Source organism: Endozoicomonas sp. 2B-B (genome assembly GCF_053470045.1).
Genome location: NZ_JBLZMU010000001.1, coordinates 1,561,761 through 1,584,284, shown reverse-complemented (window position 1 = coordinate 1,584,284; position 22,524 = coordinate 1,561,761). Strand labels below are relative to the sequence as shown.

10 protein-coding genes are annotated in these 22,524 nt (G+C 48.9%); 1 reads left to right on the top strand and 9 read right to left on the bottom strand.

Going from position 1 to position 22,524, the window contains the following annotated elements; all coding sequences use genetic code 11:
- Positions 1–165 precede the first annotated feature (165 nt).
- The 8 genes from ACOMHB_RS06315 to ACOMHB_RS06280 form a co-directional block, all read right to left on the bottom strand.
- Entirely contained in the window at positions 166–2,187 is a 2,022-nt protein-coding gene (locus ACOMHB_RS06315) for a hypothetical protein (protein ID WP_448215941.1), read from the bottom strand.
- Positions 2,188–2,529: 342 nt separating this feature from the next.
- Entirely contained in the window at positions 2,530–4,698 is a 2,169-nt protein-coding gene (locus tag ACOMHB_RS06310; RefSeq protein ID WP_448215940.1) for a hypothetical protein, read from the bottom strand.
- Positions 4,699–4,964: 266 nt separating this feature from the next.
- A complete protein-coding gene (locus ACOMHB_RS06305) occupies positions 4,965–7,436 on the bottom strand; it encodes a hypothetical protein (protein ID WP_448215939.1) in 2,472 nt (823 codons plus the stop codon).
- A 294-nt stretch (positions 7,437–7,730) separates the two neighbouring features.
- Complete coding sequence (locus ACOMHB_RS06300) at positions 7,731–9,872, bottom strand: hypothetical protein (RefSeq protein WP_448215938.1); 2,142 nt, start codon at positions 9,870–9,872, stop codon at positions 7,731–7,733.
- Positions 9,873–10,144: 272 nt separating this feature from the next.
- The gene (locus ACOMHB_RS06295) at positions 10,145–12,499 is read right to left on the bottom strand and encodes a hypothetical protein (protein ID WP_448215937.1); all 2,355 of its coding nucleotides are present in this window, start codon (positions 12,497–12,499) and stop codon (positions 10,145–10,147) included.
- Positions 12,500–12,753: 254 nt separating this feature from the next.
- The gene (locus ACOMHB_RS06290; protein ID WP_448215936.1) at positions 12,754–16,035 is read right to left on the bottom strand and encodes a hypothetical protein; all 3,282 of its coding nucleotides are present in this window, start codon (positions 16,033–16,035) and stop codon (positions 12,754–12,756) included.
- A gap of 294 nt (positions 16,036–16,329) precedes the next feature.
- Positions 16,330–16,536 (bottom strand): hypothetical protein, encoded by a 207-nt coding sequence (locus ACOMHB_RS06285; RefSeq protein ID WP_448215935.1) that lies wholly within the window; start codon positions 16,534–16,536, stop codon positions 16,330–16,332.
- A gap of 60 nt (positions 16,537–16,596) precedes the next feature.
- Complete coding sequence (locus ACOMHB_RS06280) at positions 16,597–18,342, bottom strand: hypothetical protein (RefSeq protein ID WP_448215934.1); 1,746 nt, start codon at positions 18,340–18,342, stop codon at positions 16,597–16,599.
- A gap of 227 nt (positions 18,343–18,569) precedes the next feature.
- Between ACOMHB_RS06280 and ACOMHB_RS06275 the strand changes: the two genes are divergently transcribed.
- Complete coding sequence (locus ACOMHB_RS06275; RefSeq protein ID WP_448215933.1) at positions 18,570–19,460, top strand: SDR family oxidoreductase; 891 nt, start codon at positions 18,570–18,572, stop codon at positions 19,458–19,460.
- 109 nt (positions 19,461–19,569) lie between these two features.
- Here the strand turns inward: ACOMHB_RS06275 and ACOMHB_RS06270 are convergent, their stop codons facing one another.
- Positions 19,570–22,248 (bottom strand): hypothetical protein, encoded by a 2,679-nt coding sequence (locus ACOMHB_RS06270; protein WP_448215932.1) that lies wholly within the window; start codon positions 22,246–22,248, stop codon positions 19,570–19,572.
- Between the last annotated feature and the right edge of the window lie 276 nt (positions 22,249–22,524).

Genomic DNA, 22,524 nt, shown 5'->3' with positions numbered 1-22,524 from the left:
TCGTTCCATGACTGCTGTCAGCGATGGCGGTGAAGCCAGCGTTCGACCAATCTGGAAGGCAAATGACCACTTGAAGAGACGTTCAAAGTCTCTTTCTTACCTGATCAACTTGTCAGGTCGCTGATAACCTGACCAAAAAGGCGGCTGCCAGGACGTTGAAAGGTATTAGTCCGCCAGCTTCTCCTGGTAATCACACTTATTCACTTTATTTCCCGGAGGACTGAGTTCCTCGTCCAGATCAGCAGGCTTGCGTTTTCGATCTCTTCTTTTGTGATCCGACAGGGCTTTAGCGTTCTTGCAGACTTTCCTGCATGGCCGCTGCTGACTATCCGCCCCTACCACAGTCACTTCACAGGTTTGTTGCCCTCTGTGGTTTTTACTTTTGTGATTCGACAGGGCTTTAGCATTCTTGCAGAGCTTCCCGCATGGCCGCTGCTGACCATCCTCCCCGACCACGATCACTTCACAGGTTTGTTGCCCTCTGTGGTATTTACTTTTGTGATCCGACAGGGCTCCAGCACTCTTACAGACCTTCCCGCATGGTCGCTGCTGGCCATCCTCAGCAAACATGATCACTTCACAGGCTTGTTGCCCTCTGTGGTATTTACTTTTGTGATCCGACAGGGCTTTAGCACTCTTGGCGAGCTTCCCGCATGACCGCTGCTGGCCATCCTCGCCGATCAGGATCACTTCACAGGTTCGTTGCCCGGAGTGTTCTCTACTTTTGTGATTCGATAAGGCTCCAGGGCTCTTGAAGACCTTCTCGCATGGCCGCTGCTGGCTGTCCTCCCCGACCACTCTCAGGTAACAGGTTTTTTGACCGCGGTGGTATTTGCTTTTGTGATTCGACAGGGCTCTGGCATTCTTAAAGACCTTCTCGCATGGCCGCTGCTGGCCTTCCTCCCCGACCACGGTCATCTGACAGACTTTTTGCCCGGTGTGGCATTTGCTTTTGTGATTCGCCAGGGATCTGGCGTTCTTGTAGACTGTCCCACACGGTCGTTGCTGGCCGTTCTGCCCGACCACGGTCAACTCACAGGTTTTTTGACTAGTGTCGGTTTTAGCTTGTACTGCGCCTGTTCGGGAAAGATGAGGTTGGCGATCCAATTGGGATGATCTGGAGATGCTTTGCTCTGTCTCTGAAGGGTTAAGCGTAAAGGTAAGCTCGTCTTCTTTGAGAAGACGCTGTAGATCAAGTGACCCATTAACGACCGAAAAATCATCAGCAATAGAAAACAGATGCCCGGGCATTGGCACATCATCATTGAGTGACCGGTTAGCGTCAATGGCATTCTGGATCAAGTCTATAAGGTGACCATCAATGCCATCAAAGGGTAGCTCGGACTCGAACGGGAACTGAATGTCAGAAAGATCATGCAATGTATTGAAAAAAGGGTTTTGATGGGACTCCAAAGCATATGCAGGATCAAAATGCCTCATGCAACTTGAGCAGTGTCCGGTAGCCAGGTGAACGCATGAGCTTGCCAGAGTATTCAGGGGCCATTCAGCGGGCTCACTGCTCTCGGACAAGGGGAGCAATTGACAAAATCCATGACAAGGATGAATGAAACAATTTAAACCCAAAGTGTGCAGGTGTTGCTGATCGCCTCCGTTGCCACCGTCGTAGTCATTATTCAGGGGTCTAATAAAAGAGCTTATAGATGGCAGGGTGGCTTTTGAGGCTGGCTGGCCGGATGGTTCTGACGACTGATATTGCGGTGAGCTCTCTCCGGAGCCATACACTGCAGTGATGGTTACAAACGGATGATCCCCCACTGTCATTATAGATGTCACCTGTTGTTCAATCTTGCTAAACAGCCGTGTATCGGGCTTGCAATAGTTTTTTAAAAACCAGGCAACAGCGACAAGTACTTCTAAAGGAAGCCATAAATAAGGAGTTGCGATCTTGGGTCCCACTTTTGTGGTCACGAACAGTTTGTAAGCAATCAGCAGATTCGAAGCGTAAAGCCACTGCCACGAAATTGACTCGATGATGGTCTTTTCTATTCCATAATCAGGTGATCTATGTCGTTTTTTATCAGGTAGCAAATCTGGTTGTTCATAGTCGTTTATGTGGGCAATATCTGATGGGTTGCCCAACAACGTATGCCCGCCAGGTTTTATAGAAAAGTTTTGTTTTGGTGAACCTCCATCCTGTTCAAGCTCGACAATAAAACGTCTTGTCAACGATCCTGCCGGACAGATGACAGACAACGACAGTAGCAGTAACAGCAATGCCGCAAAGAGTGAGTGTTTAATAATTCTATCTCTGCATTCCGGTTTACAGAGAGGAAGAATAGATCAGGAAAATAAACCTGGTTTCTGCATAAACGCTCAGACATCATACTCCTGTGCCCATTGGGAATCTTACTCGGAATAGCGCGTCTAGGCGACCCCGTCCAGGCCGACCCCGCATAGGTGACGCTTAAAGCCGATAAGCTCCCGGGGCGCTGACAGGTATCAGTCCGTCAGCTTCCTCTGGTAATCACACTTATTCACTTTATCTGCAGAAGGACTGAGATCATCGTCCTAGTCCAGATCAGCAGACTTGCGTTTTCGACCTCTCCTTTTGTAATCCGACAGACATCGTGGATAGTAGCAGACCGTCGCGTATGGTCGTTGCTGGCCAACAGTTACTTTAGGGTTTTGTTGCTCGCTCTGGTCGTTTCTTTTGTGATTCAACAGAGCTTTAGCATTCTTGCAGTCTCTCCCCCATGGCTGCTGCTGACCATCCGCCCCGACTACGATCACATTGCTGGTTCGTTGTCGGCTGTGGTATGTTTTTTTGTGATACATCAGGGCCTTAGCATTCTTGCAGAGCTTCCCGCATGGCCGCCTCTGACCATCCACCCCGAACACGATCACTTTACAGGTTTGTTTCCCGCTGTGGTATTTGCTTTTGTGATCCGACAGGGCAGCAGCGCTCTTGAAGACCCTTCCGCATGGCCGCTGCTGACCACCCTCCCCACCCACGATCACTGTACAGGTTCGTTGCCCGGAGTGTTCTCTTCTTTTGTGATTTGCCAGGATTATAGCATTCTTGCAGATTTTCCCGCATGGCCCCTGCCGAACATCCTTCCCGAACACAATCACTTCACAGGTTTGTTGCCCTCTGTGGTATTTACTTTTGTGATCTATCAGGGCTTTAGCATTCTTGCAAAGCTTTCCGCATGGCCGCTGCTGACTGCCCTCCCCGAAAACGATCTCTTCACAGGTTCGTTGCCCAGTGTGGTATTTACTTTTGTGATCCGTCAGGGCTTTAGCATTCTTGCAAAGCTTTCCGCATGGCCGCTGCTGGCCGCCCTCCCCGACTTCGGTCAGGTCACAGACTTTTTGCCCGGTGTGGTATGAGCTTTTGTGATTTGCCAGGGCTCCAGTACTCTTCAAGACCTTCCCGCATGGCCGCTGCTGGCCGTCCTCCCCGACCACGGTCAGGCTACAGATTCTTTGACTGGTGTGGTATTTGCGTTTGTGATCCGACAGAGCTCTGGCACTCTTAAAGCCCCTCCGGCATGGCCGCTGTTGGCCGTCCTTACCGACCACGACCACCTCACAGGTTTCTTGACCGCTGTCGGCTTTAGCTTCTGCTGTACCTGTCCGGAAAAGATGAAATGGTTTCTGATTCAATAGGGACGACTTAGAGGTGGTTTGTTGTGTTTCTGAAGGGCTAAGCGTAAAGGCAACCTCGTCTTCTTTGAGAAAACGCTGTAGATCGAGTGACTTATTAATGACCGCAAAATCATCAGCAATAGAAGACAAGTGCCCGACCATTGGCACATCACCATTGAGTGACCCGGTAGCGTCAATGGTATTCTGGATTAAGCCTGTAAGTTGACCATCAAATAGTGGATCAGAATCGAATGGGAGCTGAATGTCAGAAAGATCATTCAATGTTTTGAAAAGAGGGTTTTGACTGGAATCCCCAGCATATGCTTTATCAAAATGCCTCATGCAACTTGAACAGTATCCAATAGCGACGTGAACGCATGCGCTTTCCAGGGTATTCCGGGGCCATTCAGCAGGCTCACTGCTACCGGATACGGTGTACAATTGACAAAAGCCATGACAGGGATAGACGAAACAATTTAAACCCAAAGTGTGCAGCTGTTGCTGATGGCCTCCGTTTCCCCCGTTATAGTCATTATTCAGGGGTCTAATAAAAGAGCTTATAGACGGCAGGGTGGCTTTTGAGGCTGGCTGACTGGATGATTCTGACGACTGGTATCCTGGTGAGTTCTCTGTGGAGCCAAACACTGCGGTGATGGTTGCAAACCGGTGATCCACCCGTGTCATCATAGATGTTGCCTGTTGTTCGATCGGGCCAGACAGCCGCATATCAGGCCTCCAATAGTTTTTTAAAAGCCAGGCAAACGCGACAAGCGCTTCCAAAGGCAGCCATAAATAAGGGTCGGTGTTCATGGGAGCCACTTTTGTGGTAACGAACAGTTCGTAAGCAATCAGCAGATTCGAAGCATAAAGCCATTGCCAGGAAATCGACTCAATGATGGTCTTTTCTGTTCCATAACCAGATGAACTATGTCGTTTTTTATCAGGTGGCAAATCTGCTTCTGCATAGTCGTTTGTGTGGGCAATATCTGATGGGTTGGCCGACAACGTATGCCAGTCGGGTTTTATAGAAAAGTTTTGTTTTGGGGAGCCTGCATCTCGTTCAAACTCTACAATAAAGCGTCTTGTCAACGATCCGGCCTGACAGATAACAGACAACGACAGTAGCAGTGACAGCAGTGCTGCAAAGGGTGAGTGCTTAATAATTCTATCTCTGCATTCCGGTTTACAGAAAGGAAGGATAGATCAAGAAAATAAACATGTTTTCTGCCAAAACGCTCAAAAATCATACTCCTGTGCCCCTTGGGAGTATGACTGGGAATAGCGCATCCAGGCGACCCCATCCAGGCGACCACAGAGGACGCTTAAGCCCGATAAGCTCCAGGGGCGTTCAGGTATCAATCCGTCAGCTTCCCCTGATAATCACGCTTACTCACTTTACCTCCCGGAGGACTGAGTTCAGCGTCCTCGCCCAAAGCAGGCTGGCGTTTTCGATCTCTTCTTTTGTGATACGACAGGGTTTGAGGTTTTTTGCAGGCGGACCCGGACGACCGTTGCTGGCCATCCTCGATTAAGGTCAGGTTACGGTTTTGTTTCTCTTTGTGGGCCTTTCTTTTGTGATGCCACATGACTCTGGCATTCTTGCAGAGTTTCCCGCATGGCTGCTGCTGACCGTCCGCACCGACCACGATCACTTTACAGCTTCGTAGCCCGCTGTGGTATTTGCTTTTGTGTTCTGACAAGGCTAGAGCACTCTTATAGACCTTCCCGCATGATCGCTGCTGGCCATCCTCCCCGAATACCATCACTTTGCAGCTTTGTTGCCCGCTGTGGTATTTTCTTTTGTGATCCGACAGGGCTCCAGCGCTCTTGAAGACCTTCCCGCATGGTCGCTGCTGGCCATCCTCAGCAAACATGATCACTTCACAGGTTTGTTGCCCTCTGTGGTATTTACTTTTGTGATCCGATAGGGCTTTAGCATTCTTGTAGAGCTTCCCGCATGGCCGCTGTTGACCATCCTCCCCGAACACGATCACTTTACAAGTTTGTTGCCCGGAGTGTTTTCCTCTTCTGTGGTTTGCCAGGACTATAGAATTCTTGCAGAGTTTCCCGCATGGCTGCAGCTGACCATCCTCCCCGGCCACCATCACCTCACAGGTTTGTAGCACGGAGTGTTCTTCTCTTTTGTGATCTATCAGGGTTCTGGCATTCTCGAAGAGCTCACCGCACGGCCGCTGCTGGCCATCCTCTCCGAACACGATCACTTCGCAGGTCCGTTGCCCTCTGTGGTATTTATTTTTGTGATCCGACAGAGCTCTAACACTCTTGGCGGGCTTCCCGCATGGCCGCTGCTGGCCATCCTCCCCGACCAGGATCACTTCACAGATTCGTTGCCCTGAGTGTTCTCCACTTTTTTTGTGATTCGATAAGGCTCCTGCGTTCTTGAAGATCTTCCCGCATGGCCGCTGCTGGCCGTCCTCCCCGACCACTTCCAGGTAACAGTTTTTTTGACCGCGGTGGTATTTGCTTTTGTGATTCGACAGGGCTCCGGCACTCTTAAAGACCTTCCTGCATGGCCGCTGCTGGCCGTCCTCCCCAACCAGGGTCAGCTCACAGACTTTTTGCCCGGTGTGGCATTTGCTTTTGTGATTCGCCAGGTATCTGGCATTCTTGTAGACCATGCCACACGGCCGTTGCAGGCCGTCCTGTCCGACCACGGTCAACTCACAGGTTTTTTGACTAGTGTCGGCTTTGGCTTTTACTGCACCTGTTCGGGAAAGATGAGGTTGGCGATCCAATTGGGATGACTTGGAGGTGGTTTGTTGTGTCTCTAAAGGGTTAAGCGTAAAGGCAACCTCGTCTTCTTTCAGAAGACGCTGTTGATCGAGCGACCTATTAATGACCGCAAAATCATCAGCAATAGAAGACAAGTGCCCGACCATTGGCACATCATCATTGAGTGACCCGGTAGCGTCAATGGTATTCTGGATTAAGCCTGTAAGGTGACCATCAAATAGTGGATCAGAATCGAATGGGAGCTGAATGTCAGAAAGATCATTCAATGTTTTGAAAAGAGGGTTTTGACGGGACTCCCCAGCATATGCTGGATCAAAATGCCTCATGCAACTTGAACAGTATCCAATGGCCACGTGAACGCATGCGCTTTCCAGGGTATTCCGGGGCCATTCAGCAGGCTCACTGCTACCGGATACGGTGTACAATCGACAAAAGCCATGACAGGGATGGACGAAACAATTTAAACCCAAAGTGTGCAGCTGTTGCTGATGGCCTCCGTTTCCCCCGTTATAGTCATTATTCAGGGGGCTAATAAAAGAGCTCATAAGCGACAGTGTGGCTTTTGGGGCTGGCTGACTGGATGATTCTGACGACTGGTATCCTGGTGAGTTCTCTGTGGAGCCAAACACTGCGGTGATGGTTGCAAACCGGTGATCCCCCCGTGTCAACATAGATGTCGCCTGTTGTTCAATTAGGCTAAACAGCTGTGTATCGGGCTTCCAATAGTTTTTTAAAAGCCAGCCAACAGCGAAGGGCACTTCCGAAGGCAGCCATAAATAAGGCTCGCCACTCATGGGGGTCACTTTTGTGGTAACAAACAGTTCGTAAGCAATCAGCAGATTCGAAGCGTAAAGCCATTGCCACGAAATCGACTCAATGATGGTCTTTTCTATTCCATAACCAGATGAACTATGTCGTTTTTTATCAGGTGGCAAATCTGGTTCTGCATTGTCGGTTATGTGGGCAATATCTGATGGGGTGGCCGAAAACGTACGCCAGTCACGTGTTATAGAAAAGTTTTGTTTTGGGGAGTCAGCACCCCATTCAAGCTCGACAATAAAAAGTCTTGTCAATGATCCGGCCTGACAGATGACAGATATTGACAATAGCAGTAAGAGCAGTGCCGCAAAGGGTGAGTGCTTAATAATTCTATCTCTGCATTCCGGTTTACAGAAAGGAAGGATAGATCAAGAAAATAAACATGTTTTCTGCCAAAACGCTCAAAAATCATACTCCTGTGCCCCTTGGGAGTATGACTGGGAATAGCGCATCCAGGCGACCCCATCTAGGCGACCCCATCTAGGCGACCCCATCCAGGCGACCACAGAGGACGCTTAAGCCCGATAAGCTCCAGAGGCGTTCAGGTATCAGTCCGTCATCTTCCCCTGATAATCACGCTTATTCACTTTACCTCCCGGAGGACTGAGTTCATCGTTCTCGCCCAAAGCAGGCTTGCGTTTTCGATCTCTTCTTTTGTTGCAGGAAAGGGTTTGAGGTTTTTTGCAGGCCGTCCCAGACGACAGCTGCTGGCCATCCTCCCCGAACACGATCACTTCACAGGTTCGTTGCCCGGAGTGTTCTCTTCTTTTGTGATATAACAGGCTGTTAGCATTCATGAAGGGTTTCCCGCATTGTCGCCGCTGACCATCCTCCCCGACCACGATCATTGCACAAGCTTTTTGCCCTCTGTGGTATTTACCTTTGTGATCCGCCAGGGCTTTAGCATTCTGGCAAAGCTTTCCACATGGCCGCTGCTGGCCGTCCTTCGCGACTTTGGTCAGATCACAGACTTTTTGCCCGGTGTGGCATTTGATTTTGTGATTCGCCAGGGCGCCAGCATTCTTGCTAACCATCCCGCACGGCCGCTGCTGGCCGTCCTCCTCGACAACGGTCAGGTCACAGGTTTTTTGCCCCGTGTGGTATCTGCTTTTGTGATTCTCCAGTGATCCAGCATTCTTGAAGACCATCCCGCATGGCCGCTGCTGGCCGTCCTTGCGGACTTCGATCAGATCACAGACTTTTTGCCCGGTGTGGCATTTGCTTTTGTGACTCCACAGGGCTCGAGCATTCTTATAGACCTTCTCGCATGGCCGCTGCTGGCCGTCCTCCCCGACCACGGTCAGGTCACAGGTTTTTTGCCCCGTGTGGTATCTGCTTTTGTGATTCTCCAGTGATCCAACATTCTTGAAGACCATCCCGCATGGCCGCTGCTCACCGTCTTTCCCGACCACGCTCAGACCGCAGACTTTTTGCCCGGTGTGGCACTTGCTTTTGTGATTCCCCAGAGCTCGAACACTCTTAAAGACCTTCCCGCATGGCCGCTGCTGGCCGTCCTTCCCTGACACGATCACTTCACAGGTTTTCTGGGCGCTGTCAGCTTTAGCTTGCGCTGCGTCTGTCCGGGAAAGATGAGGTAGGCTCTGATCCAATCGGGATGACTTAGAGGTGGTTTGTTGTGTTTCTGAATGTTTAAGCTTAAAGGCAGGCTCATCTTCTTTAGGAAGACGCTGTAGATCGAGTGACCTATTAATGATCGCAAAATCATCAGCACTGGAAGACAGATGCCCGGGCGTTGGCACATCATCATTGAGTAACCCGTTAGCGTCAATGGTATTCTGGACTAAGCCTGTAAGGTGATCATCAATGCCTTCAAATGTTGGCTCAAGCTCGAGCGGGAGGTGAATATCAGAAAGATCATGCAATGTATTGAAAAAAGGATTTTGACAGGACTCCTCAACATATGCAGGATCAAAATGCTTCATGCAACCTGGGCAGTGTCCAGTAGCCAGGTGGACGCATGAGCTTTTCAGGGTATTCAGGGGCCATTCAGCGGGCTTACCGAAGGATAAGGGTTGCAATTGACAAAAGCCATAACAGGGATGAATGAAACAATTTAAACCCAAAGTGTGCAGGTGTTGCTGATCGCCTCCGTTTCCGCCGCTATAGTCATCATTCAGAGGGTTAATAAAAGAGCTTATAAGCGTTAGGGTGGCTTTTGGGGCTTGCTGACTGGATGATTCTGACGACTGGTATTGTAGTGAGTTCTCTCCAGAGCCAAACACTGCGGTGATGGTTGCAAACCGGTACTCCCAACGTGTCAGCATAATAGATGCCGCCTGTTGTTCAATCGGGCTAAACAGCCGTGTATCGCGCCTCCAATAGTTTTTTAAAAGCAAGGCAACAGCGACAGACACTTCCAAAGACAGCCATAAATAAAGGGCGGCGCTCATGGGAGCCACCTTTGTGGTAACGAACAGTTCGTAAGCAATCAACAGATTCGAAGCGTAAAGCCATTGCCACGAAATCGACTCAATGATGGTCTTTTCTATGACATAACCATATAAACTGTGTCGTTTTTTAACAGGTGGCAAATCTGGTTCTGAATAGTCGTTTATGTGGGCAACATCTGGTGGGTTGCCCGACAACGTACGCCAGTCACGCTTTATAGAAAAGTTTTGTTTTGGCGAGTCTGCATCCCGTTCAAGCTCGACAATTAAGCGTCTTGTCAACGATCCGGCCTGACAGATGACAGACAACGACAGTAGCAGTGCCAACAGTGCCGCAAAGGGTGAGTGTTTAATAATTCTATCTCTGCATTCCGGTTTACAGAGAGGAAGGATAGATCAAGAAAATAAATATGTTTTCTGTCAAAAGCCTCAAAAATCCTGCTCCTATGCTTACTGGCAGTCTGACAAAAAATAGCGCATCCAGGCGACCCCGTCCAGGCGACCCCGTGCAGAGGACACTTAAGTCCGATAAGCTCCCGGAGCGTTGATAGATATCAGTCCGTCAGCTTCCCCTGGTAATCACACTTATTCACTTTATCTGCAGGAGGACTGAGTTCATCGTCCTCGCCCACAGGATGCTTGCGTTTTCGATCTCTTCTTTTGTGATTTGATAGAACTTGAGGTTTTTTGCAGACCGTCTGTCGACCATCCTCGATTACGGTTAGCTGCCAGTGTTGTTGCTTGCTGTGGACTTTTGTTTTGTGATTCGACAGGGCTTTAGCATTCTTGCAGACTTTCCTGCATGGTCGCTGCTGGCCATCCTTCCCTATCACGGTTGAGTCACAGGTTTGTTCCCCGGTGTGGCATATGCTTTTGTGGATCGACAGGGCATGAGCATTGATGCAGAGCTGCCCGCATGGTCGCTGCTGACCATCCTCCCTGAACACGTTCACTGTACAGGATTCTTGCCTGCTGTGGTGTTTAATTTTGTGATATCTCAGTGCTCTGGCATTCTTGCAGAGCCGCCCGCATGGCCGCTGCTGACCATCATCCCCGAGCAGGTTCACTTTACAGGCTTCTTGCCCGCTGTGGTAATTACTTTTGTGGTCTAACAGGGCTACGGTATTCTTACAGACCTTCCCGCATGGTCGCTGCTGACCATCCTCCCCGACCATAATCAAGACACAGGTTTTTTGCCCGGTGTGCCATGTGTTTTTGTGATTCGACAGGGTCTTAACATTCTTGCAGAGCTTCCCGCATGGCCGCTGTTGACCATCCTCCCCGACCACGGTCACTTTACAGATTTGTTGCCCTCTGTGGTATTCACTTTTATGGCTCGACAGGACTCCAGCATTCTTACAGACCTTCCCGCATGGTCGCTGCTGACCATCCTCCCCGACTACAGTCACTTCACAGGTTTGTTGCACGCTGTGGTATTTAGTTTTGTGATAATTCAGTGCACTGGCATTCTTGCAGAGCCACCCGCATGGCCGCTGCTGACCACCCTCCACGAACACGATCACTTTACAGGTTTGTTGCCCGCTGTGGCATTTACTTTTGTGGCCCCAGAGGGCTTTAATGTTCTTAAGGACCTTACCGCATGGTCGCTGCTGGCCATCCTCCCCGACCACGCTCTGACCACAGACTTTTTGCCCGGTATGGTATTTGCTCTTGTGATTCGCCAGGGCTCCATCACTCTTAAAGAACTTCCCGCATGGCCGCTGCTGGCCGTCCTCCCCGACCACGGTCACCTCACAGGCTTTTTGAGCTCTTTCGGCTTTAGCCTTTACTGCGCCTGTCCGGGAAAGATGAGGTTGGCTTTGCGCCAATTCGGATGACTCAGCGGTGGTTTGTTGTATTTCTGAAGGGCTAAGCGTAAAGGCCTGCTCGTCTTCTTTGAAAAGATGCTCTAGATCGAGTGACCCATTAATGACCGCAATATCATCGGCAATGGAAGACAGATGCCCGAGCATTGGCACATCATCATTGAGTGACCCGGGAGCGTCAATGGCATCATGGATTAAGTCTGTGAGGTTACCATCACTGCCACCAAATAGTGGATCAGAATCCAATAGGAGCTGAATGTCAGAAAGTTCATGCAATGTATTGATAAGAGGGTTTTGACGGAACTCCGCAGCATATTCAGGATCAAAATGCCTCATACAACTTGAGCAGTGTCCAGTAGTCTGGTGAACGCATGAGCTTTCCATGGTATTCAGTGGCCATTCAGCGGGCCTGCTGCTATCGGACAGGGGCTGCAATTGACAAAAGCCATGACAGGGATGAATAAAACAATTTAAACCCAGGGTGTGCTGGTGTTGCTGATCGCCTCCATTTCCGCCGCTATAGTCATTATTCAGGGGCCTGATAAAAGAGCTTATAGACGGCAGTGTGGCTTTTGTGGCTTGCTGGCTGGATGATTCTGACGACTGGTATTGTGGTGAGTTCTCTCCAGAACCAAACACAGTGATGATGGTTGCAAGCCGTTCCCCCCAGCGTATCAACAAAGATGTCGCCTGTTGTTCAATTGGGCTAAACAGCCGTATATCAGGGTTCCAATAGTTTTTAAAAAGCCAGGCAACAGCGACAGGCACTTCCAAAGGCAGCCATAAATAAGGCTCGTCACTCATGAGGGTCACTTTTGTGGTAACGAACAGTCCATAAGCAATCAGCAGATTCGAAGCGTAAAGCCATTGCCACGAAATCGACTCAATGCTGGTCTTTTCCATTCCATAACAAGATGAACTATGTCGTCTTTTATCAGGTGGCAAATATGGTTCTTCATAGTCGTTTATGTGGGCAACATCTGATGGGTTGCCCGACAACGTATGCCAGTCACGTTTTACAGAAGAGTTTTGTTTTGGGGAGCCTGCATCCTGTTCAAGCTCGACAATAAAACGTCTTGTCAACGATCCGGCCTGACAGATGACAGACAACGACAGTAGCAGTGACAGCAGCGTCGCAAAGGGTGGGTGTTTAATAATTCTATCTCTGCATTCCGGTTTACAGAGAGGAAGGATAGATCAGGGAAATAAACCTGGCTTCTGCTAAAACGCTCAAACATCATACTCCTGTCCCCCCTGGGAGTCTGAACGGGAATAGCGCGGGCGACTCTGTATAGAGGACGCTTAAGCCCGATAAGCTCCCGGGGCGTTGACAGGTATTAGTCCGTCAGCTTCCACTGGTAATTAAACTTATTCACTTTACCTCTCGGAGGACTGAGTTCATCGTCCTCGACCAGATCAGCAGGCTTGCGTTTTCGACCTTTTCTTTCGTGATCTGATAGAACTTCAGGTTTTTTGCAGACCTCCCCTGACGACTGCTGCTGGCCATCCTCGATTATGGTCAGTTTACAGTGTTGTTGCTCTCTGTGGGCGTTTCTTTTGTGTCTCAACAGAGCTTTGGCATTCTTGCAGACTTTCCCGCATGGCTGCTGCTGACCATCCTCCCCAACCAGGCTCACTTTACAGCTTTGCTGCCCGCAGTGGTATTTACTTTTGTGATCCGACAAGGCAGCAGCACTTTTACAGACCTTCCCGCAGGGTCGCTGCTGGCCATCCTCCCCTATCTTGGTTGAGTCACAGGTTTGCTCCCCGGTGTGGCATCTGCTTTTGTGTCTCGACAGGGCTTGAGCATTCATGCAGAGCTGCCCGCATGGCCGCTGCTGACCATCCTCCCTGAAGACGTTCACTTTACAGGTTTCTTGCTTGCCGTGGTATTTAATTTTGTGGTATGCCAGTGCTCTGGCATTCTTGCAGAGCTGCCCACATAACCGCTGCTGACCATCCTCCCCGAGCACATTCACTTTACAGGTTTCTTGCCCGCCGTGGTATCTGGTTTTGTGGTCCGACAGGGCTTCAGCACTCTTATAGACCTTCCCGCATGGTCGCTGCTGACCATCCTCCCCGACCATAATCAAGACACAGGTTTTTTGCTCGGTGTGGCATGTGTTTTTGTGATTCGACAGGGTCTTAACATTCTCGCAGAGCTCACCACAAGGCCGCCGCTGACCATCCTCCCCGACCACGGTCACTTTACAGGTTTGTTGCACTCTGTGGTATTCAACTTTGTGGTTCGACAGGGTTGCAGCACTCTTAAAGACCTTCCCGCATGGTCGCTGCTGACCATCCTCGCCAAAGAGGATCACTTCACAGGTTTTTTGACGGCTGTGGTATTTACTTTTGTGATATAACAGGTAATTAGCATTCTTGCAGAGTTTCCCGCATGGCCGCTGCTGACCATCCTCCCCGGACACGATCACTTTACAGGTTCGTTGCCCGCTGTGGTATTTACTTTTGTGGTTCCAGAGGGCTCTGATATTCTTAAGGACCTTACCGCATGGTCGCTGCTGGCCATCCTCTTCAAACATGATCACTTCGCAGATTTGTTGCCCGGAGTGTTCGCTTCTTTTATGAGTCTTCAGGGCTGAAGAACTCTTGCAAAGCTTTCCGCATGGCCGCTGCTGGCCGTCCTCCCCGATAACGGTTAAGTCACAGGTTTGTTGTCTGGTGTGGCATGTGCCTTTATGTCTCGACAGGTCTCTGGCATTCATACAGATCTGCCCGCATGGCCGCTGGCGACCATCCTCTCCGACCACGCCCACTTTACAGAGTTCTTGCCTGCCATGGTAGTGAATTTTGTGATATATCAGCGCTCTGACATTCTTACACAGCTGCCCGCATGACCGCCGCTGACCATCCTCCCCAACCACGCTCACTTTACAGGCTTCTTGCCCGCTGTGGAATTTACTTTTGTGGTCCGAAAGGGCTCTGGCGTTCTTAAAGACCTTCCCACATGGTCGCTGTTGGCCATCCTCCGTGAACATGATCACTTCACAGGATTGTCGCTCGGTGTGTTCTCCTCTTCTGTGATTCAACAGGGCTTGAGCACTCTTGAAGAGCTTTCCGCATGGCCCCTGCTGACCATCCTTCCCGAACACAATCAATTCACAGGTTCGTTGCCCTCTGTGGTATCTACTTTTATGATCCGTCAGGACTTTAGCATTCTTGCAAAGCTTTCCGCATGGCCGCTGCTGGCCGTCCTCCCCGACCACGGTCAGGCCACAGACTTTTTGCTCGGTGTGGTATGTGCTTTTGTGCGTCGATAAGGATCTGGCATCCTTGCAGACCTTCCGGCATGGCCGCTGCTGGCCGTCCTCCCCGACCACGGTCAGGCCACAAACTTTTTTCCCGGTATGGCATTTGCTTTTGTGATTCACCAGGACTCGATCACTCTTAAAGACCCTCCCGCATGGTCGCTGCTGGCCGTCCTGCCCGACCACGGTCAACTCACAGACACTTTGAGTGCTGTCGGCTTTAGCCTGTGCTGCGCTTGCCCGGGAAAGATGAGGTTGTCTCTGAGTCAATTGGGATGATTTAGAGGTGGTTTGTTGTGTTTCTGAAGGGGTAAGCGTAAAGGCCAGCTCGTCTTCTTTGAAAAGACGCTGCAGATCGAGTGACCCATTGATGACCATTGAATCATCAGCAATGAAAGGCAGATGCCTGAGCATTGGCACATCACCATCAAGTGACTCATTAGCGTCAATGGCATTCTGGATTAAGTCTGCAACATTATCATCAATGTCATCAAAGGGTAGCTCAGAATCGAATGGGAACTGAATGTCAGAAAGATCATTCAATGAATTGAAAAAAGGTTTTTGACGGGACTCCGTAACATATGCAGGATCAAAATGATTCATGCAACCTGAGCAGTGTCCGGTAGCCAAGTGAACGCATGAACTTTCGAGGGTATTCAGGGGCAATTCAGCGGGCTCTGTGCTCTCGGGCAAGGGGTGCAAATGACAAAAGCCATGACAGGGATGAATGAAACAATTTAAACCCAAAGTGTGCAGGTGTTGCTGTTCGCCTCCGTTTCCGCCGCTATAGTCATTATTCAGGGGTCTGACAAAAGAGCTTATAGACGGCAGGCTGGCTTTTGAGGCTTGCTGGCCGGATGATTCTGACGACTGGTATTGTGGTGAGTTCTCTGCGGAGCCAAACACTGCTGTGATGGCCGCAAACCGGTGATTCTCTCGTGTCAACATAGATGTCGCCTGTTGTTCAATAGGGCTAAACAGCCGTGTATCAGGCTTCCAATAGTTTTTTAAAAGCCAGGCAACAGCGACAGGCAATTCCAAAGGCAGCCATGAATAAGGCTCGGCGCCCATGGGTGTCAATTTTGTGGTAACGAACAGTTCGTAAGCAATCAGCAGATTCGAAGCGTAAAGCCATTGCCATGAAATCGACTCAATGATGGTCTTTTCTATTCCATAACCATGAGTCCTATGTCGTTTTTTATCAGTTGGCAAATCTGATTCTGCATAGTCATTTATGTGGGCAATATCTGATGGGTTGCCCGACAACGTATGCCAGCCGTGCTTTATAGAAAAATTTTGTTTTGGGGAGCCTGCATCCCGTTCAATCTCCACAACAAAACGTCTTGTCAACGATCCTGCCTGACAGATGACAGACAACGACAGTAGCAGCAACATTACCGCAAAGAGTGAGTGCTTAATAATTCTATCTCTGCATTCCGGTTTACAGAGAGGAAGGATAGATCAAGAAAATAAACATGTTTTCTGTCAAACCGCTCAAAAATCGTACTCCTGTGCCCCCTGCGAGTCTGAGCGGGAATAGCGCACCCGGGCGATCCCGTAACGAGGACGCTTAAGTCCGACAAGCTTCCGGGGCATTGACAGGTATCAGTCCGTTAGCTTCCCCTGGTAATCACACTTATTCACTTAATCTGCAGAAGGACTGAGTTCATCCTCCTCGCCCAAAGCATGCTTGCGTTTTCGGTCTCTTCTTTTGTGATCTGATAGAGCTTGAGTTTTTTTGCAGAGCATCCCGGACGACTGTTGCTGGCCATCATCGACAACGGTCAGGTTACAGTGTTGTTGCTGTCTGTGGGCGATTTTTTTGTGATACGACATAACTCTGGCATTCATGCAGACTTTCCTGCATAGCTGCCACTGAAAATCCTCCCCGAATACGATCACTTTACTGTTTTATTGCCCGGTGTGGTATTTACTTTTGTGATCCGACAAGACAGCAGCACTCTTACAGACCTTCCCGCATGGCCGCTGCAGACCATCCTCCCCGACCACGCTCACTTCACAGGCTTCTTGCCTGCTGTGGTATTTAATTTTGTGATATCTCAGTGCACTGGTATTCTTGCAGAGCCGCCCGCATGGCCGCTGCTGACCATCCTCCCCGATCGCGATCACATTACAGGTTTGTTGCCCGCTGTGGTATTTACTTTTGTGGTCCGACAGAGCTCCAGAGCTCTTAAAGACCTTCCCGCAGGGTCGCTGCTGGCCACCCTCCCCAAACATAACCACTGCGCAGGTTCGTTGCCCGGAGTGTTTGCCTCTTTTATGATTCATCAGGGCTTTAGCATTCTTGCAGACATTCCCGCATGGCCGTTGCTGGCCGTCCTCCCCGACCACAATCACTTCACAGGTTCGTTGCCCGGTATGGCATTTGCTTTTGTGATTTATCAGGGCCTTAGCATCTTTGTAAAGCTTTCCGCATGGCCGCTGCTGGCCGCCCTCCCCGATCAGGGTCACCTCACAGACTTTTTTAGCACTGCAGGCTTTAGCCTGCGCTCTGCCTGTCCGTGAAAGATGAGGTTGTCTCTGATCCAATTGGGATGACTTAGAGGAGTTTTGTTGTGTTTCTGAGGGGGTAAGCGTAAAGGCCAGCTGGTCTTTTTTGAAAAGACGCTGTAGATCGAGTGATCCATTGATGACCGCCAAATCATTAGCAATGGAAGACGAATGTCTGAGCATTGGCACATCATTATTGAATGATCCGTTAGCGTCAATGGCATTCTGAATTAAGTCTGTAAGGTGACCATCAATGCCATCAATGCCATCAATGCCATCAATGCCATCAAAGGGTGGCTCAGATTCGAACGGGAGCTGAATGCCAGAAAGATAATGCAATTTATTGAAAAAAGGGTTTTGATGGGACTCCCCGGCATATGCAAGATCAAAATGCCTCATGCAACTTGAGCAGTGTCCGGTAGCCAGGTGAACGCATGAGCCTTCCAGGGTGTTCAGGGGCCATTCAGCAGGCTCGCTACTTTCGGACAAAGGCTGCAATTGACAAAAGCCATGACAGGGATGAATAAAACAATTTAAACCCAAGGTGTGCTGGTGTTGCTGATCGCCTCCGTTTCCACCGTTATAGTCATTATTAAGGGGTCTGACAAAAGGGCTTATAGGCGGCAGGGTGGCTTTTGAAGCTGGCTGGCCTGATGATTCCGAAGACTGGTATTGTGGTGGGTTCTCTCCAGAGCCAAACACTGCGGTGATGGTTGCAAACCGGTGCCCCCACCGTGTCAACAAAGATGTCGCCTGTTGTTCAATTAGGCTAAACAGCTGTGTATGAGGCTTCCAATAGTTTTTTAAAAGCCAGGCAACAGCGACAGGCACTTCCAAAGGCAGCCATAGACAAAGCTCGGCGATCATGGGGGTCACTTTTGTGGTAACGAACAGTTCGTAAGCAATCAGCAGATTCGAAGCGTAAAGCCATTGCCACGAAATCGACTCAATGATGGTCTTTTCTATTCCATAACCAGATGAACTATGTCGTTTTTTATCAGGTGACAAATCGGGTTCTGCATAGTCGTTTATGTGGACAATATCTGATGTGTTACCTGGCAACGTATGCCAGTCACGTTTTATAGAAAAGTTTTGTTCTGGGGAGCCTGCATCCCGTTCAAGCTCAACAACAAAACGTCTTGTCAACGATCCGGCCTGACAGATAACAGACAACGACAGTAGCAGTGACAGCAGTGTCGCAAAGGGTGAGTGTTTAATAATTCTATCCCTGCATTCCGGTTTACAGAGAGGAAGGATAGATCAGGAAAACAAACATGTTTTCTGACAAAACACTCAAACGCCTGTGCCCCTGGACAGCTATTCGTGCTTCAATAGCCTTTTAATCATTAAGCCTGTGATATTGGAATCCAAGTATGAAAGTACTGGTCATCGGTCAAACCGGCCAGGTCGGCCATGAAGTCTGCAAAAGACTGACAGAGAAAGGTATTCCCTGGCACGCGCCGGACAGAACGGAACTGGACTTATCCAGGCCCGATCAGATTCAGAGCTGTCTCAACCGCCACCAGCCAGATCTGGTCATCAATGCTGCGGCCTATAACAACCCGGTCAAGGCCGAGAATGAGCCTTCCCGCTGTTTCAGTATCAACAGAGACGCCGTTGCAGAATTGGCAGACTGCTGCCAGCGTCAAGGCATTATTCTGTTTCAGCTGTCAAGTTACAGGGTATTTGACGGTACCAAGCAGGAACCTTATAACGAAAAAGATCCTACCAACCCCATCGGTGTTCTCGGTAACAGCAGGCTTCAGGCGGAGCAACAAATCCGTGAACGCTGTGAGCGGCATATCATTCTGCGTCTGTCGTGGATCATCAGTGCGCGTCGTCCCAACATGCTTAGAAGACTGGCGGAACAGATGCTGGTTAACAAGGAAGTCTATGTAACTCCGGACCAGCTGGGTTGCCCGACACCGGCTGACGATGCTGCCCGGATTATTATCGCCATGGTTCAACAACTCGATTGTGGCGCCCAGACCTGGGGCACTTACCACTACTCCACCACAGAGTCGGTTTCTGAAAGCAACTTCGCCGAAATTCTTATTGCTGAGGCTTCCCAGCATCGCGACCTGAGCGTCCGAAAGCTGATCATGGCCAACATCGAATCCAGGGAAGGCATCAAACCTCCCGCCAATGGCACCCTATCTTCCAATAAGGTGCTGAACACTTTTGGCGTACATGCCCGCCCATGGAGAAGTGCTGTGGCCCGTATTGTCCGTGAAGTATGTGAGCTGACATCTTATCCACCGTAAACGACGGGGGATTGAAAAATAGCACAAGAGGCTTGCCCTGCAAGCCCGGCCTGCAGGTTTCAAAGTTGGTAGAATCCAAAGTTAGATCTGCGGTGGCGTATGCAACGGCTTAGGTTGACGGAACAGTTTCGGGATCTGATAGCTCATTAGATAGCTCATTAGATAGTTCTCTGGGAACCATACCAAAGATCAAAAACATACTACGTATAAATTTGTCTTTTTTTTCAGGCTCAGCAGCTTCCAGATGCTTAACAAGCTGTTCGTTGGCTTTAATGCTAAAGTTTTCTAAAAGCTCAAGTTGCTCACTGGGTACACCTTCAGCAAAACTGACATGCTCAGGAAACATATCTCTTAAACGCTGTCCGTGCATTGACCTTATAAGAGCCATTGCAGTAAACATAGCTTCGACATCAAGAAAATCTCCAGATTCATTGATAGTAACTCTTAACCCCATAAAATGAAGTGTTTCACTGGCAAATCTACCTAAATATTTCCTGTTATATCGAGTAATAAAAGAATGTTGACCACAACTCCCACAGCCCCACATAATAATTCCTGATAAGTTCTCATAATCCATATCCGTATCCGGAAGACCAAAACCATACTTAGCATAAACATCTCTGGCTAATTTATTTAACATTGCTATTGTTATAAATCTTGATGGGACTTTTTCATTATTTAGCCACAAACTCACATCAAAAAATATTTCAAAAATAAAATTAATTAATTCTGCTTTCTCTTTCTGATCTAATCCAGAATAAAAAACTTTGCCCGGGTCATCAGAAGCCAAAAGATTATTAGTCGTCAAGTAGTCCAGCAATTCGTTTCTGAATTGTTTCCAACTGGTTTCGTTCTCAAACTCATCCCTGTTAATAGCAAGTGCTTTAACAATTCTTGCCACCTCAACATAATCTTCAATTCCCTGGGATTTTGCCAATTCACCGACTTCTGAAATAAGGTGATAAAGACCCATACTGCCATTTAAAAATTTAACCCATTTCGAATGAAATTTACTTAGCGCATTTTTATCTGATACAAAACTTTGCGTTAAAAGTCTATAAAGTTCCGGGAGCTTATAGTTATCATTAGTGCGAAAACAATCATCTCTCTGTTTTCCATTTGAATCCAACGTTTTGAACCATTCAAATACCTGGATTGCTGAAGGATCAGCCTCTTCTGTGCCTGACACAGGTTCTTCACTGTCTTGTCCTGTTGCAGCAGACAGCTCTTCCGTCGATTCCTGCTCAGCGAGAATGTTTCCTGACCCAGGTACTTCCTTGTCTTGTCCTGTTGCAGGGAGCATTTCTTCAGTCGGTTCCTGCTCAAGTTCACCGGATTCACGATCCAGACATTCTTTGCATTTATCGAAGGCGAGTACAGGTTTATTACAAATCTGGCATAAACCATTGTCTGATGACCCACCTGACCCATCATCTCCATCACTCTCACTTCCTCTGCGGCTGCCTTGATGTTGACGACCATACTCTCGTTGAGACTGGGCGCAAGAGGGTGGTCCAACGTTGGCCGTTTGCTTTCCAGCCTGAGTGGTTCCTCCGGAATGGCCGATCCCTGTAGGGACGTAGCCCGGAAAAACGGACACGCTGAGTAATTGTTTGGGACTGAGAATGAGCTCTTGCTGTGCATAACGATGGTAGTCTGCTGTTTGTAGCGGTTGTGCCAGGTTACTGTTCAGGTAATGATCAAATACGGCCTCCGGATTATCGGGATTTCTGGACAGTGCCAGAAAAAGCCCTGAACTCCTTTCAAGATTTGCACCTCTTATTTTATCCCAAAGTTCCCGCGAAATAATGATTGCCTGCTCATTCCAACCCTGCTTTATTTTGAGCACAATCCGGGTATCCCAAATCTGTTTTTTTACGGCCTGGCCGTCAGTACCGGGTATCAGGATCATTCTGCTGACATGCTCACTGGTCCATTCAAAGGAGTAAAGAGGGCCCATCCCACTGCCCGGCCTTTTTTTGAATAGATCGTCTAAATCATCGCTGCCGCCAACACCGCCACCACCAGAGCTTGTATAGGGTTTGCTGTTATCGCCAGTATCAGGGGCTCCGGGTATGCCACTGAAACGGCTGCTGACGTCAGAATTACCAGGCCCATTTTTTACAGCTTGTTTATTGCGGTAAAAAATATCGACAAATGATGTTTTTTTGTTAGCTGACGTATTAATGCCCGATGACGAAGGTAAAGCAGCGCTTTCTGAAAAAAGACCACTGCATTGCGGTTCTATAACCCATCCATTCTCATTATCTTCAATAGTCAAAACCAACGATTGATGACCAGCCGGTAAACGCCATCTGACCGAGTACTCATGCTGCCAGCGACCACTGTCGGGTTTCGATGCAACCCGTATCACGCTTCCATTTTGTATATCTGGCATGCCCTGACCCGTTACAGGCTTTTTAATGACCGGGGGGGTGGGATAATTTCCTGTCGACAATGCGGGGGGCGTCCTGAAACAAAAATTAAATTGATCGCCCGGTTGACTATCAAGAATGACATACAGCTGATTGTCCGCCAGTTCAGAAACTGTTTTAACGTTCTCGTCAACCGCCTTGCGATCATAAGTAAGAAGGAGGGGCGGTTTGTTATCTCTGAACGATAGTTTATTAATCTCCCCCGATGTCTCAGTGACTTTGGAGAAGCTTCCCCAACCTGACCAGTTCAACAGGCTGGTATAAAAAGCACAGTGACCAGAAAGCGGCAAAATGACAGACAAGATGAATAAAAAAAACAGGCAAACCATAGTCAGAGGCCCTGCATTTTTCATGATCGAATTTTCCTGAAGATTTTATTGATAATGCATAAAAGTAGACCTTAAATTTGAAAACTGTTTATTTATTTCTGAAGCTCTGATGTGTGATGAGACTAATCTGTATTTGCCTCGTGGAGAGGTGAATCCTGTTGAAAAGTCACTCTCAGGGCATTAACCTTGACGAGGGTACTCCCTTTTGCACCGGGAAAGAGTTTGAACCTTATGAAGCTGTTTCTTCAAGAAACAAAAACTTTCATTTGATATTAAAACATTAATGGAAATCCCCGAGAC

Coding starts and splice junctions, on each gene's coding strand:
- ACOMHB_RS06275 (WP_448215933.1), top strand. CDS start 18,570: ATGAAAGTACTGGTCATCGGTCAAACCGGCCAGGTCGGCCATGAAGTC.
- ACOMHB_RS06270 (WP_448215932.1), bottom strand. CDS start 22,248: ATGAAAAATGCAGGGCCTCTGACTATGGTTTGCCTGTTTTTTTTATTC.
- ACOMHB_RS06285 (WP_448215935.1), bottom strand. CDS start 16,536: ATGAATGCCAGAGTTATGTCGTATCACAAAAAAATCGCCCACAGACAG.